The following is a 14,953-nucleotide window of genomic DNA, read 5'->3' as shown; positions in this document are numbered from 1 at the left end:
TAGCCCTTGAATGGGTTTAAGAGATCCGTATGAGTTTCCCGCCCCTTATATACGCGTTAATCGGCAAGGGCATCCATCCGGTTCTGTCTTACACCGGGCTTTCCGTTCCGGAACACGCGGACTACATGAGCATTTGAGGATCGACATCCACGCTGATCGTCAGCTTATCTTTCGTCGTCCTCTCGGCAAATTCATCCAGAACCTTGGCCACAATACGGGAAGCGGACGCCTCCCCACGATATTTTACCACGCATTGGAACCGATATCTATCCTTGATCCTCGGAATGGGCGAAGCGACCGGACCCAGCACATTCATAAAAAAGTCCTCCCCCGTACCGGACGCAAAAACGTTCTCCTGCTCGGCGGCCCCGAGCTCCCGGAGACGCTGGGCCACCGCTTCCGCGGTCCGGACCAGGAGCGGCACCTGCTCGTGGGTCAAGGTGATGAGGATAAGCCGGCAGTACGGCGGATAGCCGAGCTTCCGGCGGTGCGGAAGCTCCTCCTCCACGAAACCTTCGTAATCGTGGCGGCTCGCCGTAATGACGCTGTAGTGCTCCGGCGTGTACGTCTGGACGAACACTTCGCCGGGCAGCTTATGGCGCCCGGCCCGCCCCGCCACCTGCGTAAGCAGCTGGAAGGTGCGCTCGGCGGAACGGAAGTCGGGCAGGTTCAGCACCGTATCGGCCGCGATAACGCCGACAAGGGTCACATCGGGGAAGTCCAGGCCCTTGGCGACCATCTGGGTGCCGAGCAGGACATCCGCCTGTTTGTTGCGGAACATCGTCAGCCACTTCTCGTGAGAACCTTTCTCCGTCGTCGTGTCCACATCCATGCGGATGACGCGGATGCCGGGAAAGAGCTTCACGAGCTCTTCCTCGACCCGCTGGGTTCCGGTTCCGAAATGCCGGATATGCTCCGACCCGCAATCGGGACACAGCTCCATCTGCCTTTCGGCATAGCCGCAGTAATGGCAGCGCAGCGTCCGCGACACCTGGTGATACGTCAGCGAGATATCGCAGTGCGGACAGCCGGCTACATAGCCGCACGTCCTGCACATGACGAATGTCGCGTATCCCCGGCGGTTTAGCAGGAGAACCGTCTGCTCTCCTTTGAGGAGCCGTTCCTCCAGCCCCCGGTGAAGAAGCCGGCTGAACATGGACCGGTTCCCGCTGCGCAGTTCCTCCCGCATATCGACGATATGCACGGGCGGCAGAGGGCGTCCGGCGACCCGGGACTTCATTCGGAGCAGCTTGTATTCGGGCTTGCCGCCGGGGGCCGCCTTCGTCTTCTGAATGCTTTCAAGGGAAGGAGTCGCCGATCCCAGTACCACGGCCGCTCCGTTATAGCGGGCTCTCCAGGCGGCGATATCCCGTGCGTGATACTTCGGGCTCTCTTCCTGCTTGTAAGATGATTCATGTTCTTCATCAATGATAATCAGACCCAGCTTTCGGAAAGGAACGAACACGGCCGAACGGGCCCCGATGACCACCCGGACCTGGCGTCTCATAATTTTGCGCCACTCATCGTAACGCTCACCCAGCGACAGCCGGCTGTGCATCACGGCGACCTCGTCTCCAAAGCGGCCTTTAAACCGCTCGACCATCTGGGGAGTCAGTGAAATCTCCGGCACAAGCACGATCGCTTCCCGCCCCTGTTCCAGACAGCGGCTGATGGCCTGCAGGTACACTTCCGTCTTCCCGCTGCCCGTCACCCCTTGGAGCAAGTAAACCTGGTGGCTGCGGCTGTCCAGCGTGGCGGCAATGTCGTCATAAACGGACTGCTGTTCCCGCGTCAGCGGCAGCGGCTTCGTTTCTTCAAAATGGCGGTTCGCATACGGGTCCCGCATCACTTCTACTTCACGCAGGCCAATCCAGCCTTTGTCCGCGAGTCCTTTTACCGTGCCGGCACCGACCTGGAGCTTGTCCATCAGTTCCGTCAGGCGGATCGGCCGGGGGTTCTCATGCAAATAGCGCAGAACCTCTTTCTGCTTATGGGAGCGGGCGGGAAGTTCTTCCGCGATGGCCAGCAAATCGGCGGAATCGCCCGATCCCGGAGCGCTGCCGGACATCCCGGCAGCTTGGGTTTCCGTCGTAGCTTCCGGGGATTCGGGGGCTCCGGACGGAAATACCGTCAGAGCTTTCTTCGTCGCGAGCCTGTCCTTCATCCCCTGGGTTTCGACAAGCCGACCTTCGTCCAGCATTTGACGGATCAGCCCGCCGTCTTCCGGAAAGGCATCCAGAAGGTCTTCCATCTTCACCTTTCCTTTTGAGCGCAAATAATTCAAAATGCTCTCCTGGGCCGGCAGCAAAAGCAGAAGCTCCGTTCCGCCCGCGCTTCCTGCTTCCGCGGCTTGAACGAAGCGTTCATACTTGGCTTTCAGCGCTCCGGGAAGCATGGCTTGCAGAGCGGTTACTTCGTGGCACAAATACGTGCTGCTCATCCAATGTCCGAGCTGTACCAGTTCTTCCGTCAAAGGAGGAGCGGCGTCCAGCACATGACGGATCGCTTTCAGTCTTTTGGGATCGACCGTTGTCGTTTCGTGAAGTTCCACCACAAACCCCTGCAGCACACGGGGACCGAAAGGAACGCCGACACGGCTTCCTACTTCAACCCAGCCCTGCAGAGACGGGGGCACCGAATAATCGAAAGCCCGGTTCGTCTGCTTGGCGGGGACATCGACTATCACTTTGGCGAACATGGCGTTTCCCCTTTGTCTGCCCCCGGTTCCGCAGCGTACGGTTCCGCAGGCTCCGCTCCCTGCTGCCGCATCCGCTGACGGTCCGCCGCCAGCCGGACGATATGTTCGGCTATGGCAGCCTTGGTCATCATGGGCGGCGCTTCCACAAGACCGCCTGCATCGAAGATGCGCACCACATTGGTGTCCGTCCCGAAACCCGCTCCTTGCATGGAGACATCGTTGGCGACAAGCAGGTCGCATTTTTTACGCAAAAGCTTACCCTGCGCATACTCGTCCACCCGTTCGGTTTCCGCCGCAAAGCCGACCACGAACTGTCGGGTTTTGGCTTCTCCGAGAGCTTGAAGGATGTCGGGATTTTTAACAAGCTCGATCGTAAGGGTTTCCCCGGTTTTTTTCATTTTCTGCTCTCGCCGTTCCGAAGGACGGTAATCGGCGACCGCAGCCGCTTTGAAAACGAGATCCGTCTCCTCAAAACGGGCCATCACCTTGTCGTACATATCCAGAGCGGATGTGACGGATACTCGTTCGACGCCCGGAGGCACGGGAAGTGAAGAAGGTCCGCTGACGAGCGTGACGTTGGCTCCGAGCCGCTTGGCCGCCTCCGCAATAGCGTAGCCCATTTTGCCGGAAGAATCGTTTGTAATGTAACGCACGGGATCGATGCGTTCGACCGTCCCTCCGGCCGTCACCAGCACGTTCCGGCCTTGAAGCGGTGTGTCCTGCTGAAAATACGCGGCGATCCGCCCGAAAATTTCCTCGGGTTCGGCCAAACGTCCTTTCCCGACATACCCGCATGCCAATTGGCCGGTTCCGGGTTCCACAAACAGAACCCCTCTCTCCTGCAGCACTCTCATGTTGCCCGCGACCGCCGGGTGCGTGTACATGTGCACGTTCATGGCAGGAGCCACCATCACCGGCGCCGTCGTAGCGAGAAGCGTCGTGCTGAGCATATCGTCCGCCAGCCCGTGCGCCATTTTCCCGATCATGTTCGCCGTCGCCGGAGCGACCACAACCAAATCCGCCCGGTCGGCCAGATCGATGTGGGAAATTACGGCCGCTTCCTTCTCGTCGAACGTATCCACGGCTACCGGCTTGCGGGTCAGCGACTGGAAAGTCAGCGGCGTAATAAACTGGACCGCGGACTTCGTCATAATCACCCGCACGTCCGCCCCTGCCTGACTCAGCTTGCTGCAAAGCGCAGCCGCCTTATAAGCGGCTATTCCCCCGCATACGCCGACTACGATTGTTTTACCTGATAACATCGGCAGTTCCCTCCCGGCAAGAAAAAAATAACAACCGCAATGGGTTGTCCTGATATCCGGTATACTTGCATCCCGTTATATTCAGGATCGCAGCATCCGGTTGTATACATAGAACGGCAGTCACAGGGACTGCCGCTTTGGGCCGAACGGACCGCTTGGATCCTATTCGGCGTCTTCTTTGGTTTCGATCTTCTCGTACTTTACAAGATCTCCGTACAATTCTTCCAGGGCCACTCCAACCTGCTTGTGGGATTTAATATCCTGCAGGTGGGTGTTCGTACCGTCTCTAAGAGATCTCGCACGCTTAGCGGCGGCAACTACGAGCGAATATTTGCTATCCACTTTGTCGAGCAGTTTATCAATTGAAGGATACAGCATACTTGTCGTTCACTCTCCGATCCATTGTTCCAATCTGGGTAAAATCCGGTCGCACTTACAATGTTCAGCCATAAGAATGGACTGGATTTTGTAGCAAGCTTTGTGTACCTCGTCATTGACGATACCATAATCGTAATGCCGCATCAAACGAATCTCGTCGACAGCCACGGACATGCGGCTGCGGATAATGTCGTTCGTTTCCGTACCGCGAGTCACGATACGGTTCTCCAGCTCGGCCAGAGAAGGCGGAATCAGGAAGATAAACGTCGCCTCAGGAAACTTCTCCTTGACCTTCAAAGCGCCCTGCACTTCGATTTCCAGGATAACGTCCTTGCCGGAGGCGAGCGTTTCTTCCACAAAGCGGCGAGGAGTGCCGTAATAATTGCCCACATACTCGGCATGTTCCAGCATCTCGTCGGCAGCGATTAATTGTTCGAACTGGTCTTTCGATTTGAAAAAATAATTGACACCCTCCACTTCGCCTTCTCTAGGCTTGCGGGTTGTGGCGGAAACAGAATAGACCAGCTCAGGCGACATCTTGCGAAGCGCGGAACACACGGTTCCTTTGCCGACGCCCGAAGGGCCCGAAAGCACGATCAAAATTCCTCTATCCCGTTCCAGTGTATTTGTATTACTCGTCATGATCATCGTCCTTGTTAGAAAGTCGGTGAGCAACGGTCTCCGGTTGAACCGCAGATAGGATCACATGGTCGCTGTCCGTAATGATGACGGCGCGGGTTCTTCTCCCGTAAGTCGCGTCAATCAGCATATGGCGGTCGCGCGCCTCCTGAATGATCCTTTTAATCGGAGCGGATTCGGGGCTTACGATCGAAATGATACGGTTTGCCGAAACAATATTACCGAACCCGATGTTGATCAATTTGATGGCCATTGAGTTTCCTCCTCGTGACACCGTCAGCGGTTCACTCGATATTCTGTATTTGTTCTCTCATTTTTTCCAATTCGGCTTTCAGCTCAATGACCCTGCCTGACACTTCAATGTGTCCCGCTTTGGAGCCGATGGTATTTGCTTCGCGGTTCATTTCTTGAATGAGAAAATCGAGCTTGCGACCGACAGGTTCCCGGGAACCGAGCAGCTGCCTAAATTGGCTGATGTGGCTGTGCAGCCGGGTCATCTCTTCGTCCACATTGGAGCGGTCCGCAAACAAGGCTATCTCGGCTGCGAGCCGCTGTTCATCTACCGGAACTTGATCCGTCAGCAGCTCCTGAATCCGCTGCCGCAGCTTCACGGCATATTCCCGGACGACTTCGGGGGCGTAACGTTTCATTTCGACGTTAAGATCTTCAATCATCGTCAGCCGGACGGTCAAATCTTCCGACAGGTGGGAGCCTTCTTTTTCCCTCATGCCGTTCAGCTCAGCCAGCGCTCCTTCCGTGCAGGCAACCAAAAGATCGGCGAGCGCATCGTCGTCCCCCCCGCGCTGCTCGGAAATGGCAAGCAAATCCGGCAGTTTGAGGAGATCCGACAGATGCAGCTCCCCGGCTAAGCCATGCTTCTGGCGAAGCTGCTCGGCAGCCTGCATGTATCCGTCCACGAGCGCCCAGTCGACTGTTACCGATTTATTGGAAGCGGAGTCCCGCTCAATCGTCACAAAGCAATCGGCACGGCCTCGTTTAATGAAGCGGAGTACCGTTTTCTTGATGGTGTCTTCGTAGGCCATCCATTCTTTCGGCATACGCACAGAGATGTCGCAATAGCGGTGATTCACGGTTTTGATATCAATCGACACCCGGTAGCCTTGCGAAGAAAGCGAGGCATGCCCGAATCCGGTCATACTTCGTATCATATAGGGGCTCACATCCATTAACCTATTGTAATTCATTTTAAAAGGGGGGACAAGAGCAATTCACGGCGCTCGGCTTTTTGCCAGACGTACTGTGTAAGCTGCACGCTCATGTCGTAAAACAGGAACGGTGTCATGAAATAAATGCCATTAAACAGAGGCATTGCGGCATCAAGCAGCTCTTTGGCGATAGCCACGCCTTCTTTGCGCCCCGCTTCCCCTTCGAGTCCCGTCATTCTGGCCCGCACTTCGTCCGAAAGCTGGATACCCGGAACCTCGTTGTGCAAATACTCCGCGTTCCGGCCGCTGGCCAGCGGCATGATGCCTACGAAAACGGGAACATCCAGATGCTTGGTCGCCTCGTGCATGCGCTCGATCAGCTTCGGATCATAGACGGGCTGGGTCATGATATAATCGGCGCCGGACTCGATCTTCCGTTCCAGTCTTTGGACCGCCTTGTCCAAATATTTCACGTTCGGATTAAAAGCCGCGCCGACAATGAAATTGGCTTTCTTCTTGAGCGGCTTGCCCGAAAAAGCGATGCCTTCGTTGAGCTGTTTGATCATGCGGATCATTTCGAACGAAGTCATGTCATAGACGGAGCTTGCGCCCGGCAGATCGCCGAATCTCGCGGGATCTCCCGTCACGGCGAGCACGTGATCGATCCCCAGCGCATGCAGGCCCATCAGGTGGGACTGCGTACCGATGCTGTTGCGGTCGCGGCAGGCGATGTGAATGAGCGGACGCGCCCCGTGCTGCTCTTTAACGAGCATGCCGAGCGCAAGATTGCTCATCCGCGTCACGGCCAATGAATTGTCGGCCATCGTAATGGCGTCCACGTGCACGTCCTGGAGGGCTTTCGTCCCTTCCATGAACTTGCCGATGTCGAGGTCGCGCGGAGGGTCCAGCTCCACGATAACCGTATGGCGCTGTTTCACAAGGTCGACCAGAGTAGGTTCGACATCCGCCTCCCGGAAGGACGTCTGTGGAGCGGGTTCGGTCACGACGGCCCGTTCCGCTGCGGAAACGGATTCCGCCGCATATACTTCGCTCCGGTTCGGCTCGTAGCCCTGGAGAGCCTTGACCATAGCCGCGATATGCTCCGGTGTCGTTCCGCAGCAGCCGCCGATGATCCTGGCGCCTAAATCGGCAAAGCGCAGCGCGCTTTCGGCAAAATACTCCGGCGTCGCGGCATACGAGTAACGGCCGTCCACGTAGTCCGGAATACCCGCGTTCGGGAATACCGAGAACGGGATGTCGCTCAGTTGGGCGACTCCTTGGAGGGAGCGCAGAATGCCGTTGGGACCCGTACGGCAGTTGAATCCGATTACATCGGCCCCTTCCTCTTTCAGGCGGAGGAACGCGTCCTGCAGGGAAATCCCGTCATGCGTCGTGTTGATTCCTTCGGTAGCGAACTGGCAGATGACGGGAATCGAGCTGAGCTGACGGATCAGGCGCAGCGCGATAAGCATCTCCTCAAGATCGTAGAACGTCTCCAGCAGCAGCCCGTCCACCTGTGTATCGAGCAGCACGAGGATTTGTTCGCGCAGCGCATCCTCGACATCCGCCGTACGGACGTTCTTGCGCATGCCCGCCCGGATCGGGCCGATCGCTCCGACCACGTAAGCATCCTCGCCGACCGAACTGCGGGCCAGCTCGACGCCGGCTCTGTTGATGGCCTCGACTTCCTGCTCAAGGCCGTATTTGGATAATTTTTCCCTATTTGCGGAGAAAGTATTCGTTTCGATAAGCCGGGCACCGGCTTCATAATAGCGACGATGAACGTCGGCAACCACTTCGGATTGAATCAGGTTAAGCTCCTCGTAGGAAATTCCGACGGGAAAGCCCTGCTGATATAAGTAGGTCCCCATCGCTCCGTCCCCGATAAGGATCTTCTGCGCAAGCACCTGGCGGAGTTCCGGTTTCATGTTCTTCCCACCCCATCAAAATAGTACATTTACTTTAACACAAACGACCGGCAAACTTAAAGGCTTTTTACGTTCTATAGTAAAACCGGCGGCTTCGCGCCGCCGGCCGTTACTCTTCGACTTTTCCTTTGTAAACCTCAGCGGCCGGCCCGGTCATATACACCCGGTTGTCGGCCTCGTTCCATTCGATCAGCAGATCGCCGCCTTTAAGCGAAATCGTGGCGGTGCGATCCGTTTTGCCCGTCAAAACGAGAGCGACGAGCGTAGCGCACGCTCCGGTTCCGCAGGCCAGTGTGGGCCCCGCTCCCCTTTCCCATACGCGCATATCCGCGTAATCTCTGGAGCGGACCGTCACAAACTCGACGTTGGCCTTGTTCGGAAACAGCGGATGCCGCTCCAGCAGAGGCCCCCAAGCGGCCAGATCGAAGCTCGGTGCGTCTTCCACATCGATGACGCAGTGCGGATTGCCCATCGAAACCGCCGTAAACGTGAAGGTCCGCCCCCCCGCTTCGATCGGCCGGTCAATCACCTGCTCGGCGTCGATTGTCGTCGGGATTTCGAGACCTTGAAGCACAGGCTCTCCCATGTCGACGCGAATCGCTTTGGCGAGGCCATTCTCCGCCGTCACATGCACCTGCTGCACGCCGGCTCCGCGCGTTTCGACGGTGATGGCTTCTCTTTTGCCGGGGTCCCGGTCGTACACATATTTGGCGACGCAGCGGATCGCGTTGCCGCACTGCTCCGGTTCGCTTCCGTCCGAATTGATGATGCGCATCTGCACGTCCGCTTTCTCGGAGGGCAGAATGAACACCAGCCCGTCGGCGCCGATCCCGAAATACCGGTTGCACCAGCGGACAGCGAGTTCCGCTACATTCTCGGGAAGTTCTTTATAGCCGGACAGCACGATAAAATCGTTGCCCAGACCGTTCATTTTCGTAAATTCCATAAGGATTCCCTCTCGCTAATTCGATGTAATGTCATTCCCTTTATCATAGCGCAAAAGAATATGTCTGGCTATCGCCAGTTTCCCGCAAAAAAGAAAAACCCGTGACGGCGTCGGCCGTTTAACGGGTTTGAAAACTTCACAGGCGATCCGGCTCGCGGGGATTACCGGAAGCTCGGCTTGGAGCTGTACTTCGCCGTTTTTTTCTTGGAAGGATTCTGCATGACGCTCCCCAGTCCCATCAGGAAGGTTGGAATACCTGCCGCAATCAGCACGATGATCCATTCTGTGAAGCCGAGCGGAACGGTTTTGAAAATAGGCTGCAGCTGCGGGGTATACATCACGCCCAGCATCAGAACGAGCGAAGACAGGACCGCCAGGACCAGATACTTGTTCTGAAGCGGATTGCGGTGAAAAATGGAGCGCGAGCTGCGGCAGTCGAACACATGGATGAGCTGCGCCATAACGAGCGTCGCGAAGGCAACGCTCTGCGCCTTGACGAGATGCTGGGCATCTCCGGGGTTTTCCCGCAGCACGAGCCAGAAAGCGCCCAGCGTGCAGATGCCGATAAGAAACCCTCTGGAAATAATTTTCCATCCCAGACGGCGTGCGAAAATGTTTTCTTTCGCCGAGCGGGGCTTGTGCTGCATCAGGTCTTTTTCCGCCTGATCGACGCCAAGCGCCATCGCGGGCAGGCCGTCCGTCACCAGATTGACCCACAAAATCTGAATCGGGATAAGCGGGAGCGGGAGCCCCGCCATCATGGCGAGGAACATCGTCAGAATTTCGCCGACATTGGAAGCGAGCAGATACCGGATGAACTTCCGGATATTCTCGTAGATTCCCCGGCCTTCCTCGATAGCCGCCACGATCGTCGCGAAGTTGTCGTCGCTGAGCACCAGGGACGACGCTTCCTTCGTCACGTCCGTGCCGCTTATTCCCATGGCGATGCCGATATCCGCCGCCTTGATGGCCGGCGCGTCATTGACTCCGTCGCCCGTCATCGCGACGACATGGCCTTTGGCCTGGAGCGCTTTGACGATGCGGAGCTTGTGCTCCGGCGAAACGCGGGCGTAGACGTAGATATCGTCTACTTTGCTTTCGAGCGCCTCGTCGTCCATGGCCGCAAGCTGGTGGCCGCTGATGCACACACCCCCGGCCGGGAGCATCCCGAGCTGCTTGGCGATGGCTTCCGCGGTCGTCAGGTGATCCCCGGTGATCATCACCGTCTTGATGCCGGCCTTGCGGCATTTGGCCATCGCTTCACGGACTTCGCGGCGCGGCGGATCGATCATGCCGGCCAAGCCTACGAAGACGAGCCCGCGCTCGGCATCCTCGTGATCCTCGCACGACTCCGTCGGCTTCATCTCCCGGTAAGCCGTTCCGAGCACGCGGAGCGCCGAACGCGCCATCCCTTCGTTCGCGGCCATCACTTTGGCTTTGAGCGTGGATGTGAACGGAATCACCTTGTCGTCCCATAAAATGTAGGAGCAGTGCTGCATGAGCACATCCGGCGCTCCTTTGGTCATCACCAGCTTGCGGCCTCCGCTGGAGACGATAACCGACATCCGCTTTCTTTCGGAGTCGAAAGGGAACTCGGCCAGCCGGCCGAACTGGGGATTCAAGGCTTCGTGCGTAACGCCGGCTTTAGCGGCCAATACGACAAGAGCGCCTTCCGTCGGATCCCCCTTTACGTTCCACACCGTATCCGGCAGTTCGTCTTTGCCGCGCTTTTTCTTGCCCGGTTCCGTTTCCTCTTTATAAAGAACCGCATTGCTGCACAAAGCCGATACCTGAAGAAACTGGCGCAGCATCGAATTTTTGGCGGGATTGACTCTTTTGCCGCCGGCGCTGATCTCGCCTTCCGGCGTGTAACCGTCTCCGCTTACTTCCAGCAGGCTGCCGCCGACCCACAGATGGGTCACCGTCATTTTGTTCTGGGTCAGCGTCCCCGTCTTGTCCGAGCAAATCACGGAAGCGCAGCCGAGCGTTTCGACGGAGGGCAGCTTGCGGACGATCGCTTTGCGTTTGATCATACGCTGTACGCCAAGGGCCAAAGCTATCGTAACAATGGCGGGCAGTCCTTCCGGAATAGCCGCTACGGCCAAACTGACTCCCGCGAGAAACATCGCATAAGGAGGCTGTCCGTGCACGATACCGGCGACAACCACCATGACCGTCAAGCAGAGCGCTACGATGATCAGAATCTTGCCGAGCTGCTCCAGCCGATGCTGAAGCGGGGTTTCAAGCGTCTCCGTATTTTGGATCAGGTCGGCGATCTTCCCCATTTCGGTCTCCATGCCGATCCGCACGACCGCGCCTTTCCCCGTACCCCGCGTGACCATCGTGCCCATAAATGCGAGATTCCGCTGGTCTCCGATCGTCACGGTGTCGGAGCTTAAGGGGTCGACGGTTTTGCCGACCGGAACGGACTCGCCCGTCAAGGCGGATTCCTCCACGTAGAAGCTGTTCGCTTCGATGAGCCGGATATCCGCGGGAACCCGGTCTCCGCTCTCCAGGAGAATGATATCCCCGGGAACCAGGTCCCGGGCGGGGATCATCTGCAATTCTCCCCCTCGCATTACCTTGGCCCCCGGCGCCGAAAGTTCTTTCAAAGCACGGAGCGAACGCTCGGCGCGGAATTCCTGTATAAACCCGAGAATTCCGTTCATGATGATAATGGCGACGATGGTTATAGCGTCCAAAAATTCGCCGAGCAGTCCCGATACGAGTGTGGCGCCCATCAATACGAGAACCATGAAGTCCTTGAACTGATTTAAAAACAATGTGACCGGCGAGACGCTTTTTCCTTCGGACAGTTCATTGCGGCCGGCTTCGGTCTGCCTGTTGTCCGCCTCTGCCGATGACAGACCTTCGGACGGATGAACGCGCTGCGTCTGCAGGACTTCATCCGCCGTCATCTGGTACCATTCTTTCTGACTCATCACCGTTTCCCCTCCCGGTTACTTTCAATGCAAGACCCGCTTCTCTTGCTAAATGTATTCAGACAAGCCGCAAAATATCCCAGCTTGGACAGTGCTTCTAAAGAAAGAACTTAAAATTTCCTCGCATTTATGGCATGATAGAATGTAATGAACTTGGATAGGAGACTTTCATCATGGCATTAGACGGACTGGTCCTCCATGCAATCGTGCACGAGCTGCAGGAATGTGTAGGAGGCCGGATTAATAAAATACATCAGCCCACGGGCAATGACGTGGTTATGCAGATCCGCGCCCGCGGTCGTTCGCTTAAACTTCTTCTCTCCGCGAATCCTACCTATCCGCGGATGCACGTGACGGAAGGGCAGTACTTGAATCCTCAGGAAGCCCCCATGTTCTGCATGATGCTCCGCAAGCATTGCGAAGGCGGCATCATCGACTCCATCGAGCAGGTCGGACTGGAGCGGATCGTTCACTTCCGTGTGCGCCAGCGCGACGAGCTCGGGGATGTGAGCACGAAAACCATCGTCGTGGAGATCATGGGCAGACACAGCAACCTGATTCTTATGGACCCTTCCACGGGCACCATCCTGGACGGCATTCATCACGTGACGCCGGCGATCAGCTCTTATCGCATCGTCATGCCCGGCAGCGCCTACGTGGAGCCGCCGGCTCAGGACAAAGCGAATCCGCTGGACACGAGCGAAGCCGTGTTCCGCCGGAGCATGAGCGCTGGAATCGGGGAAGACGCCGCACCGGAGAAGCAGATGCTCGCTTCCTTCAGCGGCCTGAGCCCCCTTGCGGCGCGGGAAATCGTCTACCGCAGCGGAACCCGGCTCGGCGTGCCGTACGGCGAGGACGCGCTCGCCCCGCTGTGGCAGTCTTTCCGCAGCGTGACGGACGCGGTGCGCGAGCGGCGCTACTCCCCCGTCATCGTTGAAGAAACGAAGACGGGCAAGCTTTTCTTCTCGGTCATGGAACTGACCCAGATCGAAGGCGAGTCCCGCGTGTTTCCTACCGTCAGCGAGTGCCTGGAAAGTTACTTCGGGGACAAGGCGGAGCGCGACACGGTCAAGCAGCGTGCCGCCGATCTCATTAAGCTTTTGCAGAACGAGAAAGCCAAAAACATCAAGAAAATGGATAAACTTCAGGAGACGAAGGAAGAAGCGAAAGACGCGGACCGTTTCCGCATTATGGGAGAACTGCTTACGGCCCATCTGCATCAAATCCGCAAAGGGGATAAGGAAGCGGTTGTGGTCAATTATTACGAGGAAGCCCAGCCGCAGCAGAGCATAGCGCTCGATCCCCTGCTTAATCCTTCGGAGAATGCGCAGCGCTATTTTAAACGGTATACAAAAAGCAAAAACAGTCTGGCCTACGTAGAAGAGCAGATGAACCAGACCGAGATGGAGATCCAGTACCTCTCCTCGCTTCTGCAGCAGCTCGGTTCCGCATCGATGCGGGATATCGCGGAAATCCGGGATGAGCTTGCGGAGCAGGGTTATGTGCGTGAGCGCCATACGAAAGGAAAGCGCAAGAAAAAATCCGATAAGCCGTCCGTGGCCTGCTTCACGTCGAGCGAAGGCGTTCCGATCTACGTCGGCAAGAACAATACCCAGAATGATTATGTGACGAACCGGCTTGCGAGCGCCGGGGATACTTGGCTGCACACGAAGGATATCCCGGGCTCGCACGTCGTGATTCGCAGCCAGTCCTTCGGCGAAGCCACCCTGCACGAGGCGGCCCAGCTTGCCGCTTATTTCAGCCAGGCGAAGGAATCGAGCTCGGTTCCCGTGGATTATACTCTCATCCGCCACGTGCATAAGCCGAGCGGCGCCAAGCCGGGATTCGTTATTTACGAACAGCAGAAAACGCTGTTTGTGACGCCGGACGATCAATTGATCAAACAGATGCCGCAGACCGTGAAGGCTTAAAAACAAGTGCAACGCTTCCGGCGAGTACGCAGTTCCGGAACGCGCGTCCGGGGCTAGGCTGTGGAACCTCCGCCGGGACGCCGAACAAAAAAAGCTGACAGCTCAATAGGCTGTCAGCTTTTTCAGTTTAAGCGCGCATTCACGCGCATCGCCGGAAAGCAGGTAAATATGCTTCGTGCCGCGAAGCACCTCGTCGCGTTCGATCGCCTTTCCGCCGATAAACACTTTGGTCCGGCTGCCGAGTTCCCCGATTCTCCGGTCCAGCTTTGCATAAAACGGATAAGCTTCGTCCAGCATCGACTTCATCGAAGAACCGAAGGCGAACGCCGCGGGACGGCTCTGTTCCAGACAATCGAAGATGCCTTTCTCCGAAGGCGAAGCTCCGAGATACAGCGTCTGAAAGCCGTTTTGCAGCGCGAAATAACCCAGAAACAGAATCCCCAGTTCATGACGCTCGTATGGGGAACAGGCGGTAATCAATCTGGGGCCGCCCGGCGGAACGGAAAATAAGTTCTTTAGCGCCAGCAGACGTTCCCGGATAAAATGACTCCCGAAATGCTCCTGATATTCGGAGATTTCTCCCCGTTCCCACATCTCTCCGACTCGGATCAGCGTCGGCTGCAGAACTTGAAGCAGAATAAAGTCCATTTGGTGCAGCGCCGCAAGCTGGTCGAAAAACCGCTGGGCGCCCGCCTGATCCAGATGTAGAAAGTAACCCAGCAGATTCTCCTGGTACTCGTTCGGTTCGCTGCGGATAAACGGAAGCTCGGCCTCGGCCGGAGAGAACGTCTCGGTCGAGGCCGAGCTTTCGAGCTGCAGCTGTTGTTCCTGAACGGCGAGACCGATGGGAACACCCGAATCCGCCTTGCTTTTCAGCCATATCAATGTTTCTATATCATGATTCGTGTAGCCCCTATATCCGTTCGGAAAACGGTCCGGTTGAACGGCGCCGTAACGCTCCTCCCATTTGCGGATCAACTGGGTGGAGAGCCCGGAACGCATCGAAGCTTCCTTGATTGTATAAAGTCGGCTCATATCTTTTGTACCCCCGGCAAACCTTGAA

11 protein-coding genes are annotated in these 14,953 nt (G+C 57.0%); 1 reads left to right on the top strand and 10 read right to left on the bottom strand.

Features of this window, described 5'->3' with window-relative positions:
* Nucleotides 1–121: 121 nt before the first annotated feature.
* The 9 genes from priA to ACI48J_RS09230 form a co-directional block, all read right to left on the bottom strand.
* The gene (priA, locus tag ACI48J_RS09270; protein ID WP_405082558.1) at nucleotides 122–2,698 is read right to left on the bottom strand and encodes a primosomal protein N'; all 2,577 of its coding nucleotides are present in this window, start codon (nucleotides 2,696–2,698) and stop codon (nucleotides 122–124) included.
* On the bottom strand, nucleotides 2,683–3,960 hold the full coding sequence (gene coaBC, locus ACI48J_RS09265) for a bifunctional phosphopantothenoylcysteine decarboxylase/phosphopantothenate--cysteine ligase CoaBC (RefSeq protein WP_405082557.1): 1,278 nt from the start codon (nucleotides 3,958–3,960) through the stop codon (nucleotides 2,683–2,685). Before coaBC ends, priA begins: the two co-directional genes overlap by 16 nt.
* A 162-nt stretch (nucleotides 3,961–4,122) precedes the next feature.
* Nucleotides 4,123–4,338 (bottom strand): DNA-directed RNA polymerase subunit omega, encoded by a 216-nt coding sequence (gene rpoZ / locus ACI48J_RS09260; RefSeq protein WP_042232842.1) that lies wholly within the window; start codon nucleotides 4,336–4,338, stop codon nucleotides 4,123–4,125.
* 9 nt (nucleotides 4,339–4,347) lie between these two features.
* On the bottom strand, nucleotides 4,348–4,980 hold the full coding sequence (gmk, locus tag ACI48J_RS09255; RefSeq protein WP_326053639.1) for a guanylate kinase: 633 nt from the start codon (nucleotides 4,978–4,980) through the stop codon (nucleotides 4,348–4,350).
* Nucleotides 4,970–5,230: an extracellular matrix/biofilm regulator RemA gene (gene remA, locus ACI48J_RS09250; protein WP_009672664.1), complete on the bottom strand. Its 261-nt coding sequence runs from the start codon at nucleotides 5,228–5,230 to the stop codon at nucleotides 4,970–4,972. Before remA ends, gmk begins: the two co-directional genes overlap by 11 nt.
* Before the next feature lie 31 nt (nucleotides 5,231–5,261).
* Nucleotides 5,262–6,146 (bottom strand): YicC/YloC family endoribonuclease, encoded by an 885-nt coding sequence (locus tag ACI48J_RS09245; RefSeq protein WP_405082556.1) that lies wholly within the window; start codon nucleotides 6,144–6,146, stop codon nucleotides 5,262–5,264.
* A gap of 32 nt (nucleotides 6,147–6,178) precedes the next feature.
* On the bottom strand, nucleotides 6,179–8,071 hold the full coding sequence (locus ACI48J_RS09240; protein WP_405082555.1) for a bifunctional homocysteine S-methyltransferase/methylenetetrahydrofolate reductase: 1,893 nt from the start codon (nucleotides 8,069–8,071) through the stop codon (nucleotides 6,179–6,181).
* Between the two features lie 109 nt (nucleotides 8,072–8,180).
* Nucleotides 8,181–9,017 (bottom strand): diaminopimelate epimerase, encoded by an 837-nt coding sequence (gene dapF / locus ACI48J_RS09235; RefSeq protein ID WP_405082554.1) that lies wholly within the window; start codon nucleotides 9,015–9,017, stop codon nucleotides 8,181–8,183.
* Nucleotides 9,018–9,178: 161 nt separating this feature from the next.
* Nucleotides 9,179–11,959 (bottom strand): calcium-translocating P-type ATPase, SERCA-type, encoded by a 2,781-nt coding sequence (locus ACI48J_RS09230; protein ID WP_405082553.1) that lies wholly within the window; start codon nucleotides 11,957–11,959, stop codon nucleotides 9,179–9,181.
* Nucleotides 11,960–12,132: 173 nt separating this feature from the next.
* Between ACI48J_RS09230 and ACI48J_RS09225 the strand changes: the two genes are divergently transcribed.
* The gene (locus ACI48J_RS09225) at nucleotides 12,133–13,890 is read left to right on the top strand and encodes an NFACT family protein (protein ID WP_405082552.1); all 1,758 of its coding nucleotides are present in this window, start codon (nucleotides 12,133–12,135) and stop codon (nucleotides 13,888–13,890) included.
* A gap of 102 nt (nucleotides 13,891–13,992) precedes the next feature.
* Here the strand turns inward: ACI48J_RS09225 and ACI48J_RS09220 are convergent, their stop codons facing one another.
* Nucleotides 13,993–14,925, bottom strand: coding sequence for a B12-binding domain-containing protein (locus tag ACI48J_RS09220; RefSeq protein ID WP_405082551.1), 933 nt, complete (start codon nucleotides 14,923–14,925; stop codon nucleotides 13,993–13,995).
* Between the last annotated feature and the right edge of the window lie 28 nt (nucleotides 14,926–14,953).

It is taken from the genome of Paenibacillus chitinolyticus (assembly GCF_045038035.1).
GTDB classification, from domain to species: domain Bacteria; phylum Bacillota; class Bacilli; order Paenibacillales; family NBRC-103111; genus Paenibacillus_F; species Paenibacillus_F chitinolyticus_A.
This window is presented reverse-complemented; position numbering and strand designations above follow the sequence as displayed.

Coding starts and splice junctions, on each gene's coding strand:
- priA (WP_405082558.1), bottom strand. CDS start 2,698: ATGTTCGCCAAAGTGATAGTCGATGTCCCCGCCAAGCAGACGAACCGG.
- coaBC (WP_405082557.1), bottom strand. CDS start 3,960: ATGTTATCAGGTAAAACAATCGTAGTCGGCGTATGCGGGGGAATAGCC.
- rpoZ (WP_042232842.1), bottom strand. CDS start 4,338: ATGCTGTATCCTTCAATTGATAAACTGCTCGACAAAGTGGATAGCAAA.
- gmk (WP_326053639.1), bottom strand. CDS start 4,980: ATGACGAGTAATACAAATACACTGGAACGGGATAGAGGAATTTTGATC.
- remA (WP_009672664.1), bottom strand. CDS start 5,230: ATGGCCATCAAATTGATCAACATCGGGTTCGGTAATATTGTTTCGGCA.
- ACI48J_RS09245 (WP_405082556.1), bottom strand. CDS start 6,146: ATGATACGAAGTATGACCGGATTCGGGCATGCCTCGCTTTCTTCGCAA.
- ACI48J_RS09240 (WP_405082555.1), bottom strand. CDS start 8,071: ATGAAACCGGAACTCCGCCAGGTGCTTGCGCAGAAGATCCTTATCGGG.
- dapF (WP_405082554.1), bottom strand. CDS start 9,017: ATGGAATTTACGAAAATGAACGGTCTGGGCAACGATTTTATCGTGCTG.
- ACI48J_RS09230 (WP_405082553.1), bottom strand. CDS start 11,959: ATGAGTCAGAAAGAATGGTACCAGATGACGGCGGATGAAGTCCTGCAG.
- ACI48J_RS09225 (WP_405082552.1), top strand. CDS start 12,133: ATGGCATTAGACGGACTGGTCCTCCATGCAATCGTGCACGAGCTGCAG.
- ACI48J_RS09220 (WP_405082551.1), bottom strand. CDS start 14,925: ATGAGCCGACTTTATACAATCAAGGAAGCTTCGATGCGTTCCGGGCTC.